Raw genomic sequence first — 12,041 nt, forward strand, 5'->3', positions numbered from 1 at the left:
TCGGCGCTGAGTTCAGCGCTGTCCGGTAAGCGTGAAAGCGTCGCTGCGGACCGCGTAGGACCAGCCTTGAAGGGCGATCAGGTCGATGACCAAAGAGAGAGCGGCGCTTTCGCTCCCCCGGCCGCCGACCTGTCGGTGAAAGCCCGCTCCCCCAAGGGCAGGCAAATCACCCCAGGAAGCTCAACCGCACTTGACGGTTGGCATTGTCTTTATTGGTATCCGCCAAACTCCGTTAGGGCAACCCGTAGGGTAGCCAAGGCTCCGGCGGGTCCCTGCCCTCCACCGCCCCTCATCTCAGGGCAGTGTTGCCCGGGAGCGGAAAGAGAAAGCCCGCAGGCCTTTACCCGGGCGACATGAGTGAGTCGGCGGTGCTGAGGCGCGCGGCGATTGCTTCGCTGACGGTTTGAGCGCAAGCCGAACCGTTTCATGCACTGATCGATCAGGGTGACATGGGCCCGGTCGCAGTAGTCGTCGGCGTGGCCGCTGTTGTCACCAACAGTGGCAGCGCGCACGAGGTCACCGGCTGAAACTACCTCACAGACCAACGCGAGCCCGCCCGCGCGGAGACGGCGAACGCGCGGAGGAACGACTCACCCAAGGCGACCATCCTGTGGACCCGGACGGCGGTCATCGGAGCAGGCTGCACCTGTTCGGTCACCGATCCCCCCGGTAGGCCGCCGCCGCAAGCACAGATCCCTGACCGGCGAGCACCACCGGTATTCCTGCCACCGGACCCTCAGCAGACAATTCACCCAGGGTGGCCACCCATGAGTATCTCGAAGAAGATCGCGCACAAAGCCGAAGCGGTGAAAGGCCGCACCAAGAAGGCTGTCGGCCGCGTCACCGGCAGTCGGCGTCTGCAGGCCGAAGGCCGCGCCGACCAAGTGAAGGGCAACACGAAGCAGGCCGCGGCAAAGATCAGGGACGCCTTCGAGCACTGACTCCGCCCCACCGACCCGACCAGGCCACCACCGAAGCGCGTGTCGGCGGTTCAAGTTGGGCCGTTCCGCCACGTGTGGACGCTCGTGGGCCCTTGCCCCCTTGACGGTGGCCTTCAGCGGGGCAGCGTGGCGTCGGGGTCACCGACGTCCGGCCGGCCCGCCCGTCTGGAAGACCGCCGCTATGAACGGCCACACCGCCTGGTTCAGACGCCAAGGCACCCCGGGCCACAGACCGGCTCCTGATCGGCCGGCGATCCCGGGCGCGTCCGTCTGCCTCCGCCGATGTGCGCCGCGCAGGCCACCGCCCCCGGCCGCTCACCGGCCGTCCGGGTGAGCGCCGCACCCGGACGGTAGCGCCCGGCGGCCCAGACGCACCGCTGGGCGCCAGGATCGGTCCCGGCGCGAAGACGCCACCGAGGTCACCTTCGTCCTGCCTGCCGACCATCCACCCGGTGAGGTCAGCGTGGTCGGGGAGTTCAACGACTGGCAGCCCGGCGCCCACCCGCTGAGCGCGCGCAACGACGGCACCCGGGCCGTCACCGTCACCATTCCCGCCGAGCAGCGCGTCCACTTCCGCTACCTCGCCCACGGTGACTACTGGTTCGACGATGACAGCGCCGACGGACACGACGGCCGCAACAGCTACCTGCACACCTGACCCGCCCTCTGCGCTTGCCTTCGGCGCCCGGTCGGCCCCACTCCCCACACGAACGGAAAGAGAAACAGCAAGTCGACATCTGGGGCTACACCGCCGAGTCGCGGTACACGCCCGGTACGAGCCTGACCGGCGGCAGGGCACAAGGCGACCACGGGTCGGTCCGAGCGTGCCGTGGTGCCGTCCTGCAGGGCCATCCCATCGCTCACCTGTAGTGATCGCGGTCCTGACGGTCCCGGCGATCCTCACGGTTCCAGCGCCCACGACGCTGTCGGCTGTACCGGCGGTCCCAGCGGTCCTGTTGATCGCGGTAGTCCCGATACTCGCCGTAGTCGGAATCGCCGCCGTGCCCCCGGCGTCCGTACCCACCGCGACCGTAGCGAACGGCCCCGAAGATCAACACGGCCGCTGCCACCCACCAGATCGGGTTGAAAAAGCCGAGGCCGATCACGGCCACGAAGAGAATGAGAAGCAAGGCGGACACTGTGGCCTCCCGGAGCGGAACAGGTCGTCGCTGCCGGGGACCGGGGCCTCGCCGACAGCGTAGTCCTGCCCAAAGGTTGCGGATAGGCCCCACGCCAGCCCGTACCGCTGTGACCAGATGGCCACTTGACACCTGTTCAGGGAGTGCGTAGACGACTAACGTGCGTGGTGCAGCCCGGGCCCCCGGCAGCGTCGAGAAGTTACCGCGCTCCCTCGGGGCGCACTTTGCGCATCGGTGCCGGACCTGCCTCGTCACGAGCGTGGCCGTCCCGCAGTCGCCGTCGCTACGCGATTCCGGCGCAGCCTCGATGCGCCCCCATGCGGGCACCGTCTCTGCTGCTCGCCACGTCGCACGTTTCCGACATCTGGCGGTACACATGTACGCGCTGATCGTTCCGGTCGCAGTCCCCTTCGTCCTGCTCGGCACTGTGATGGGCCTGTCCTGGTGGGAGGACCACGTACTGCCACCGGCCAAGGAGCCGACGGAAGCCCCCGCCGAAGCTCCGTTGACACCAGCGGCCCCAGCCGCCATAGCACAACTCCTCGGCACTCCCGTCCCGTTGACAGGCGTCTCCACCCGGCGTTGACTGACAACGACGGCGTGGGGCTGTGGTGCTCCGGAACCCCCGGGCAAAGCCTTCACCTTCGCTTCGCCCAGCCCCCGCGGAACGCAGGACATTTGTCCCTGTGACCGCGTGGAGGCACAGCCATGCTGCTCAGGACACTTCCCCTGCTGCTGATCCTGGTTCTGTTCGGGTTCGGCTTCCCGATGCTGATCCTGTGGTACGTCGCGGTCGCACTCCTGGCCGTCTGGATCCTCAGCTTCGCCGTCCGCGGCGGTAACCGATCCACCCACAGCCATCGGTGAAAGCCGGCTCATGGCTTTCGAAGAGACCGAGGCAGTCTTCAGCCCGACGAGTCTGATGCTTGTCGGGCTTGCCCTCGTCGCCGTGCACTCGGGCGGCGTGGGGTCCGGATGGTCCCCCAGAGGTCGCGGGCGCAGGAGCTGAGCGAGGCGACGACTTGGGCCCTTCGTCGGCGGCTCCGGCCCCACAGGGCCGCCGGGGTTTCCGACCGTGCGCGCCCCCATCGGACGTGACGCCGGTGCACCCCGGCTCTCGGCCCCGGTGATGATGTCGTGCGGCCCCGCGTAAGCACCTGAAATAGAAGGCCTGTCACGGCCGTCGCCATAGAGAAAGACGCGAGGCCGGTCGGCTCCCTTCGGGGCCTTCGCCTGCGCTTCGGTCACCTGCTTCTGGAACTTCGCGATGAGAACTTCGGCGCGGTCCTCGACGTCGAAGAGTTTCCCCAGATTCCGCAGATCGGTGTAGAGCGCCTCGAGCGGCGGCATCACGCTGCAGACCATCGGCCTACCGATGGAGGCCACTACTCGCTGAGCCGACGCCGTTCCGGAGACCGACCTACCTCGCATGGACGAACCGCCTATAGCGGCTGGAGTCGGCCTCTCGGACACTGAGGGTGAGCGGACGACTATTTTCGGTCAGAGGTGCGATTCGTGGCGCCATGTACGAGATCGGCCGAGGCCTGCCGGGCGAACGCTGCGCGGATCTTCTTGCCGCGAAGCCTTCGCGTGTGTCATTCATCCGGAAGTTGTCCCGTTCTAGCGGAAGATTTGCCGATCTGGCGGTGATACTGCAAGAGAAACGACCGAAAGTGCTCTTTGTGTTTTGACTGTTGATCGGCCTGGCGGTGAAGGTCTGGTTCATGTCCCCCTCACCCCCCGTCGCATCCAGCGGTCTGCTGCGCATGCGCGACTTCCGTCTCCTGCTCGCCGGCGCCGCGGCCGGTCAAGTCGGCGCCCAGGTCACCCTGGTCGCTCTCCCACTGGTGGCGGTACTCGTGCTGAAGGCACCCGCGTTTCAGGTGGGACTGCTCACGGCTGCCGAGACCGCCGCGTTCCTCCTGATAGGGCTGCCTGCGGGTGCCTGGGTCGACCGGATGAGAAAGCTCCCGCTGATGATCCGGGCCGATGCGGTGCGCGCCCTGACCATGGCGAGCGTCCCGCTGGCCGCAGTCGCCGGCGTACTGACGATGGCCCAGCTGTACGTCGTCGCTCTGGTCACCGGAGCCGCAACCGTCTTCTTCGATGTGGCCCACCAGAGCTACCTCCCCGAACTGCTGCCCAAGGAGCGGCTGATGGCGGGCAACGGCGCATTGGAGACGGTCCGCTCATCGGCCCACATCGCCGGACCGGGGCTCGGTGGCGGACTCGTACAGGTCCTCGGGGCACATCTGGCGATCGTGGCCGACGCGATCGGCTACGCCGTGTCCGCGCTGTTCCTGCTGGCCATGAAGCGGCCGCCCGAGAGCCGGCCCGAGCCGGTTCCGGGCGCGTCCCTGCGCAAGGACATCGGGGAAGGCCTCCGGTTCGTGCTCGGCCACCCCTTGCTACGGGTCATCGCCGCAACGACCGGCCTCGGCAACTTCTTCACCGCGATGCTGATGGCCACTCAGACCATCTTCCTGGTACGGGTGATCGGCCTGCAGCCGGTCGCCGTCGGTCTGATGCTCTCCGCGTCCGCCGTGGGCGGACTCGTCGGTGCACTGAGCGCCGGCACGCTCGCCGGCCGCCTCGGACAGGCCCGCATCATCTGGCTCTCCGCCCTGGCAACCGGGCCGTTCGCGCTGTTGTGGCCGCTGTCCGGACGGGGAGCCACCGCCGCCCTGTTCGCCATCGGCTCCGGCGTGGTCTCCTTCGGCGCGGTGGTCTACAACGTCGCCCAGGTCAGCTTCCGTCAGACGCTCTGCCCGCCCCGACTGCTCGGCCGGATGAACGCCACGCTGCGCTTCCTTGTGTGGGGCACCCTGCCGCTCGGCGCCGTCGTGGGCGGCGCCGTCGCGGGCGCCTTCGATCCACGCGCCGCACTCTGGGTCTGCGCGATCGGCTTCCTCGTCGTACCGCTGCCGTTGCTGCTCTCCCCCCTGCGCCGCATGCGCGATCTGCCGGCCGCTCCGGACGGCACACAGGACCCGGAAGGTCCGGCCACGTGCGACTCCGGCGCCCGGCCCGAGTCCATCGCCCTCGGCTGACTCGAAGCCCCCCGTTCCAGCTCCGGCCTGCGTGCCGGTCCTTTATTGCTGCCGTCCCGCCCGAGCGTCATGGCGCGGCGTCCGACGAGCGGCCACGGCAGTCACGACAGAGAGGACAGAGAGGACAACGTGCGCCTCAGCATCACGGGCCAGTACGTGGCTCGCTACCAACGCATCGCCGCCGACAACAGGGAAATTGATCTGCTGCCCGTCACCGGAGCTCAGCGGCGTTTCGTCCTGGTGCGCTCCCTGGACCCCGCCGGACGGCCGGACATCGTCCCGATGTTCTTCGCCTTCCCCCGCGGCACCGTGGATTTGGTACGGCTGCGAGCGGCCGCGAACCATCTGGCCGCCCGGCACCCGGTGCTGCGCGCCCACCCGGAGGTGCTCCGCGGCACCCCCGTGCTTCGCCTGGCGGAGCCGGACGTACCGGTGGAACGCGTCGTTCGCGCGCCCGGCGAGGACGCGGCCACCACCGTGCGCCGAGCCTTGAGCGCCTGGACTGCGCAGGGCTCGCCGCTGCGGCTCTACCTGGCCGAGGACGGACCGGATGCCGAGGAAGAGGTACTCGCCGTCGTCCTGGACCACACCGCCTGCGACGGCCAGTCGCTGGCACGCATCGTCGAGGAGCTGAGCAGCGCCTACCGCGACAGGGGCGGCCACGGAAAACTCGCGCCCGCCGAAGCGGCCGCGGAACTGTCCGCCTACCGGGACGCCGTCCTGATGCAGCTCGACGCCGAGCAGCAGGCAGGGTCGTCCGCCGCGCTGGAGTACTGGGGCGGGCGGCTGCGCGAGGTGCGCGAACGCGCTCCGCTCCCCGGGCCGCGGGCTCCCGCCTCCGGCACGCTGCCCACCGGCGCGGCCGAACTGCGGCTGCCCGCTCCAGCCTCCGGCGCACCGTTCCCCGCGCTGCTCGACGCCTGCCGGGCAGCGGCCCGCGTCCTGTACGGAGCCGGTCATGTGTCACCGATCGGGTACCCATGGGGCGGCCGCCCGGCCGCCGCTGCGCCGGTGGTCGGCTGCTTCCTCAACACCGTCGTTTTCCCCGCCCGGACCGATGACGCCCCCGACGGCCCGAACGGCGGCGACCCCTTCGGCGCGGAGGCGACGGCCACCGACTGGTGGGCCGACCTCGACCGGGCGGACACTCCCTTCGACGAAGTCGTGCACGCCGCCCGGTCGGCCGGGTCCCTGTGGTCGGGCCGACTGGACGGCCTGCTGACCGTCGACGACGCCCGTCGCCGTCCACCGCTGAGCCTGGGCGGAGTGGCAGGCCGCGAGATCCACATCGACGGCCGGCCGGTGCGCGCCCCGTTCGCCGTATCCGTCACCCACGGGCCCGAACTCCACATCCGCATGGTGTGGGACCGCCACGTGCTCGACGACCACACGGCCGAAGACGGGTTCGGCGCCTTCTGCGCGGCCCTGCCCGCCCCTGAGCGAGCCGACGTCACCGTCGGCTGAACGCCGCGGTCGTACAGGGAAACGGCACACCGCCGAGCCGCACACGGCCGACGCACCGCACACCCCTCGAGGCACAGAGCCACAGAGCCACCCGAAGCCACCGAGCACAGCACGGCAGGACCGCGCGATCCGCGGACCGGCCTGCGAACCCCGGGTGGGGAGCACAACCGTGCCCCGACCCGCATCCGAAGAACCCGACCCGACAACCTCAGGGATCGCCCATGCTTCCCCTCTCCTCGTCGCAGGAGATCGTCTGGCTGCACGAACAAGTGCAGCCCGGCAGCCGCGCCTACAACTTCACCGCCTCACTCGACCTGTGGGGGACGCTGGACACCGAGGCCCTGCGCCGCGGACTCGCCGCCGCCCTCGACCGTCACCCCGGACTCCGCCTGGAACTCGTGGCCGTCCCCGGCGCGATGCCCGCCCAGCGGGCCGCCGGCGCCTGTGCGCCCCGCCTGCGCAGCGTGGATCTGACCGGGGATGCCGACCCGGAGGCCGCGTTCGCCGAGCTGCTGCGCACCGAGGCCGAGACCCCTCTCGACACTTATGAGGCGCCGCTGCTGCGCTGGACCCTGGCGCGGCTCGCCGACGACCAGCACCGGCTCATCCACGTCGAGCACCACCTGATCCACGACGGGCACTCCTTCGCGATCCTGCTGGGCGATGTCTTCACCGCCTACCGCGCCCATGTCCTCGGTGAGCCGGTCGCTCTGCCTCCCGCGACCTCGTACGCGGACCATGTGCGTGCCCAGGCCGACGCCCAGGCGGACGACGTACGAACCATCGAGCGGCAGGCGAGCCTTGAGTACTGGGCCGACGAACTGCGCGACGCCTCCCACGACATGCCGTTGCCGGGCCTGACCCGGCCCGGCGCCCGGCGCAGGCACCACGGCGGACAGCTGCGGCAATCAATCGGCGCGGATCTGACACAGCGGCTGCGCGCCCACACCCGCGAGCGCGGTCTGACCCCGTTCTCCACGCTTCTCGGGCTTTTCGCGGAACTCCTGCGGCGGCACAGCGGCCGCTCCCAGATGGTCGTCGGCACCGCCGTCGGCAACCGCCCTCGGGGATTCGAGGACGCCGTGGGCATGTTCGTCAACACGATCCCGCTGCGGCTTCGCCTGGACCCGAAAGCTCCGGCCGAGGACACCATGGACGAGGTGACCGACACCCTCATCCGGGCTCTGCCGCATCAGGAGGTGCCGGTCCAGGAGTTGACCCGGGCACTGGCCCTGCACACCTCCGGCGCGGACAACCCCCTGTTCAGCGTCATGTTCAGCGCGCACGACGCGGCACTGCCCGAGATCGAGGTGCCAGGCCTGGACATCACCCTGTTCGAAGGGTTCAACACCGGCACCACCCGATTCGACCTCGATGTCGTCCTGCTGCCCGACGACCGGCGTGGAGTGGGCCCCCGGCACGGGGCGCCCGGCATGACGCTGGTCTGGGACTACGACGCCGATCTCTTCGGCGAGGACGTGGCGAAGCTGCTCGCCGAACGCTTCCTGGATCTGCTGCGCGCCTACCTGGACGCTCCCGCCACCGTGCTCGCCGACCTCGCCCTTCCGGCGGCCGGCGATCCCGCACCCGAACCGCACGCAGTCGCGCAGGGCCGGGACGCGCTCGACCCGGCCGCCGCCCACGACGCCTCGCTGCCCGCGCTGCTGATCGGGGCCCGCCGAATCACCTACGGCAACCTCAACGAGCAGGTCACCTCCCTCGCACAGCGGATGCGGGACGCCGGTGTGACGGCCGGTCAGCCGGTCGCCGCCATACTGCCGCGCGGCGCCGACTCGGTGGTGACGCTGCTGGCCTGTCTGCGGTCCGGAGCCGTGTACTGCCCGCTCTCACCGTCCGACCCGGTCTCCCGTCTGGAGCTGCTGCTCGAGCGGCTCGGCCCGGCGCTCGTGCTCACCTCCGCCGCCGCGGGGGCGAAGCTGCCCGCACACCTTCCGACGGCGCAGATCGATGCCGCCTCCTTCCCCGCCGCGCGACCGGCCCCTGTGGTGGCCGGTGCGGCGTACATCATCCACACCTCGGGTTCGACCGGCATACCCAAGCCGGTCGCGGTGGGTCGGGCGGCCCTGGAGAACCATCTGACCGGCGCGGCCGACCGGTTCGGCCTGGCCGCCGGTGACCGGGTGCTGCTGTTCGCCCAGCCCTCGTTCGACGTGGCGCTGGAAGAGGTCCTGCCCGCGCTGTATGCCGGTGCCTGCCTCGTCGTACCGGAGCGGGAAGTGCCCACCGGAGCAGAACTCGCCGAGCTGCTGGCCGCCGCCCGGGTCACCGTCGCCAACCTCCCGACCAGTTACTTCCTCGCCACCCGCGAGGAGTTGCGGCCGGTGCTGCGCGAGCGCCGCTGGGCGCCGAGGCTGCTGGTGCTCGGCGGCGAGCGCATCCCGGCGGATGCGATGCGCGGGTTCCTCGCCGACACCGACGCCGCCGTGTTCAACGCCTACGGAGTGACCGAAGCGGCGATCAGCTCGACCGTGTACGAGATCACCCGCGAGAACCTCGTGAACGGGGCGGAAATCCCCCTGGGCACCGAACTGCCCGGCGAGCGGATCCATGTCCTGGACGCGGCGCTGCGTCCACTGCCGGCCGGTGCGGTCGGTGAACTGGCCATCTCCGGCGCCGGTCTGGCCGAGGGGTACGTCGGCAACCCGGAGGCCACCGCGGCACGATTCGTACGGATCGAAGCACTGAACGGCGAGCGGGTCTACCTCACCGGCGACCTCGGCTACCGGGATCGCGACGGGCTGCTGCACTTCCTGGGGCGCCGCGACAACCAGATCAAACTGCGGGGCTACCGCATCGAACTGGAGGAGGTGGAGGCCGCCGCATCGGCCGTGCTCGGCGGACGTTCCTGCGCCGTCGTACTGGACAGGGAAGCGGCCGGCGGACCGCGCCTGGTCGGCTTCCTGGAGAACTCCGACGAACAGCGGCCGTGGGACGAACAGGCGATGCACATCGAACTGAGCAGCCGTCTGCCGGGTGCCCTCGTACCCGGCCGATGGGCGCGGCTGGATGCCATGCCGACCCTGGCCGGCGGCAAGCCGAACCGAGTCGCGCTGGCCCGTCTGGCCGCTCAACTCGAGCCCACCGCACCGGTCGAGGAGAACGCCACGGCCGAAACCGACCCCGCGGCATTCGCCGATCCGTCTCTGGCGCTGCTCGCCGAAGGCTGGCGCGAGGTGCTGGGTCACAGTCGGTTCACCGCTGCCTCCCACTTCTTCCGGACCGGCGGGCACTCGCTGCTCGCCGCGCAACTGGCGGCCTGGCTGGAACCCCGTATCGGCGCACGGCCGCCGCTGCGGCTGCTCTTCCAGAACCCGGTCCTGTCCGACCAGGCGCGCGCCCTTGGCGCGCTCGCCACGCCGACCGTTGCTGCCCACACCGCTACGACCACGCCGACGGAGTCGTGATGACCGAGATGCTGAATGACATGCCGACGGGGGCCGCGCCGACGACCGGGCGGTCTGCCGAGCCGATGGCCGAGCAGACCTCCGCGCTGATGAACGGCCGTCAGGGCGCCCTGCCGAGCGTCGTACACGGCGCGCCCCTTCCCGAAGCCACCGCCGCCGGAGTGCTCCCCCGCTTCGAGGAATGGGTACGCCGCAGCCCCGAGGCCCCCGCCGTGGTCGACGGGACCCGTACCTGGAGCTACCGGCAGCTGGACGAGGCGGCCGACGACGTCCTTCGCGCCCTGCGCGACCGGGTCCGCCCGGGCGACCTGGTCGGCGTCTGCCTGGACCGCTCGGCGGCGCTGGTCGTGACCGCGATCGCCCTCGCCCGGATCGGCGCGGTCTATCTCCCGCTGGGCCCCCGGCCCGGTGAGCGCCGCATCGACGCGGTCACCGAGGACGTCGCCGTGGTCTGTCTGATCGGCGACCCCACTGTGCTGCCCGCCCGCCATCAGGCCGCCGAGCAGGTCGCGCTGCCGCTGCCGGGAGAGGGGACGAACGCCGCGCCGAAGGCCGTCGCGGCCTTCGCCCCTCCCGCAGCGAGCGCGCGCCCGGCTCCGCAGGAAGCCTTCTACGCCGTGCTGACCTCCGGCTCCACCGGGCGGCCGAAGGCCGTCGCCGTCGCGGAACCCGCTCTGTCCGCACTGCTGGACTGGTACCGCACCGAGACCGGCCTGGCGCCCGGAGACCGGCAGTCCCTGCTGATCGGCGTCGCGTTCGACCCGCATGTGATGGAGCTGTGGGCCGGTCTGACGTCCGGCGCGGCCCTGGTTCCCGCGCCGGACGCCGTTCGCTGGGACCCCGCCGAACTCACCGTGTGGTGGCGCGACGCCGCCGTGACGGTGTGCGTCGTGGCCACTCCGATGGCCGAACCGGTGCTGGACCGGCCCTGGCCGCAGGACCTGAAGCTGCGTCACCTTGTTGTCGGCGGCGACCGGATGCGCCGACGCCCCGGTGCGGATGTGACCGCCACGGTGCACAACGCGTACGGGCCGGCCGAGGCCACCGTCGTCACCACCACGCACGCCATGCGCGCCACGGACCACGACGCGTGCGACGACACCGCGCCGTCGATCGGAACTCCGATCCCGGGCGCCACGGTCGTCGTCACCGCAGCGGACGGCCGTGTCGTCGCCCGCGGTGAGGCCGGTGAACTGTGCATCGGCGGCACTTGCCTGGCGCTCGGCTATCTGGACCCGGAGCTGACGGCACGCCGGTTCACCGCTCCGCCCCCGGGAATCGACGCGGGGCAGACAGACCGCGTGTACCGGACCGGGGACCGGGTGCGGATGCTGGACGACGGCAGGCTGGAGTTCCTCGGCCGTCTCGACGATCAGGTGAAGATCAGCGGAGTACGGATCGAACCGGCCGAGGTGGAGGCCGCGCTCGAGCAGAACCCTTCGGTGCGCAGCGCGGTTGTCACGGCGCCCCGTTCCGCCGACGGCAGCGCCCGCCTGGTGGCGTACGTCCTGGCATCCGACGGAGCGAGTGCTGACGCGCTGCTGTCCGCGGTACGGGCCTGGCTGCCGGAGCAGGCCGTGCCCTCGGCCGTGCGGATCCTGGACGCGTTCCCACTCGACGCCAACGGCAAGGTCGACCGTGCCCAACTGCTGAAGCAGGCCGCGGCCCCGGCACGGCCGATCGCCGCCGACAGCGCCACTGACGACAACGGCGATTCGCACGACGGCGCGACGGAGGGCGAGCGACTGGTCCTGCGGGTCGTGCGCGACCTGCTGGACAGCCCCCGTACCGAACTGAGGGACAACTTCACCGAGGCCGGTGGAACATCGCTCGTCGCCTCGCGCCTGCTGACCGTGATCGAGCAGGAGACCGGAGTGCGGCTGCGCGCACCGGAGTTGCTCCGTCAGCCCGACCTTCGGGCTGTCGCGGCCGTACTCGACAAGCGCCGCGCCGCCGTCGGACCGGCGGTGGCCTGAGATGGCGACCCTCCTGGCGAACACCCCCGACCACAGGAAGGAAAGC

The 12,041-nt window shown here is 70.7% G+C and carries 9 protein-coding genes and 1 pseudogene; 8 read left to right on the top strand and 2 right to left on the bottom strand.

Features of this window, described 5'->3' with window-relative positions:
* The first annotated feature begins 767 nt into the window (after positions 1-767).
* Together ACFYXH_RS25560 and ACFYXH_RS25565 are read left to right on the top strand one after the other, a co-directional pair.
* Positions 768-941, top strand: coding sequence for a CsbD family protein (locus tag ACFYXH_RS25560; RefSeq protein ID WP_389567245.1), 174 nt, complete (start codon positions 768-770; stop codon positions 939-941).
* A gap of 463 nt (positions 942-1,404) precedes the next feature.
* Positions 1,405-1,599, top strand: a complete 195-nt coding sequence (locus ACFYXH_RS25565) for a hypothetical protein (RefSeq protein ID WP_389567248.1) — start codon at positions 1,405-1,407, stop codon at positions 1,597-1,599.
* Between the two features lie 202 nt (positions 1,600-1,801).
* Here the strand turns inward: ACFYXH_RS25565 and ACFYXH_RS25570 are convergent, their stop codons facing one another.
* Positions 1,802-2,080, bottom strand: coding sequence for a hypothetical protein (locus ACFYXH_RS25570; RefSeq protein WP_389567725.1), 279 nt, complete (start codon positions 2,078-2,080; stop codon positions 1,802-1,804).
* Positions 2,081-2,456: 376 nt separating this feature from the next.
* On the opposite strand from ACFYXH_RS25570, the gene ACFYXH_RS25575 reads away from it, so the two are divergent.
* Entirely contained in the window at positions 2,457-2,666 is a 210-nt protein-coding gene (locus ACFYXH_RS25575) for a hypothetical protein (RefSeq protein WP_389567250.1), read from the top strand.
* A gap of 122 nt (positions 2,667-2,788) precedes the next feature.
* Positions 2,789-2,947, top strand: coding sequence for a hydrophobic protein (locus tag ACFYXH_RS25580; RefSeq protein ID WP_389567253.1), 159 nt, complete (start codon positions 2,789-2,791; stop codon positions 2,945-2,947).
* Positions 2,948-3,199: 252 nt separating this feature from the next.
* Here ACFYXH_RS25580 and ACFYXH_RS25585 read toward each other — a convergent pair.
* Positions 3,200-3,436, bottom strand: a pseudogene (locus ACFYXH_RS25585) (ABC transporter substrate-binding protein); the annotation flags it as partial.
* A 368-nt stretch (positions 3,437-3,804) separates the two neighbouring features.
* Here ACFYXH_RS25585 and ACFYXH_RS25590 point away from each other — a divergent pair.
* The 4 genes from ACFYXH_RS25590 to ACFYXH_RS25605 all read left to right on the top strand — a co-directional run bounded on the left by ACFYXH_RS25590 (position 3,805) and on the right by ACFYXH_RS25605 (position 11,995).
* A complete protein-coding gene (locus ACFYXH_RS25590) occupies positions 3,805-5,130 on the top strand; it encodes an MFS transporter (protein WP_389567256.1) in 1,326 nt (441 codons plus the stop codon).
* Positions 5,131-5,259: 129 nt separating this feature from the next.
* On the top strand, positions 5,260-6,594 hold the full coding sequence (locus ACFYXH_RS25595; protein ID WP_389567259.1) for a condensation domain-containing protein: 1,335 nt from the start codon (positions 5,260-5,262) through the stop codon (positions 6,592-6,594).
* Positions 6,595-6,815: 221 nt separating this feature from the next.
* Positions 6,816-10,019: an amino acid adenylation domain-containing protein gene (locus ACFYXH_RS25600; protein ID WP_389567262.1), complete on the top strand. Its 3,204-nt coding sequence runs from the start codon at positions 6,816-6,818 to the stop codon at positions 10,017-10,019.
* Positions 10,019-11,995, top strand: coding sequence for a non-ribosomal peptide synthetase (locus ACFYXH_RS25605; protein WP_389567265.1), 1,977 nt, complete (start codon positions 10,019-10,021; stop codon positions 11,993-11,995). The genes ACFYXH_RS25600 and ACFYXH_RS25605 overlap by 1 nt, the downstream gene beginning before the upstream one ends.
* The last annotated feature ends 46 nt before the right edge of the window (positions 11,996-12,041 follow it).

Origin of the sequence: Streptomyces sp. NPDC002730 (assembly GCF_042888805.1) — a bacterium.
Taxonomy (GTDB): Bacteria; Actinomycetota; Actinomycetes; order Streptomycetales; family Streptomycetaceae; genus Streptomyces.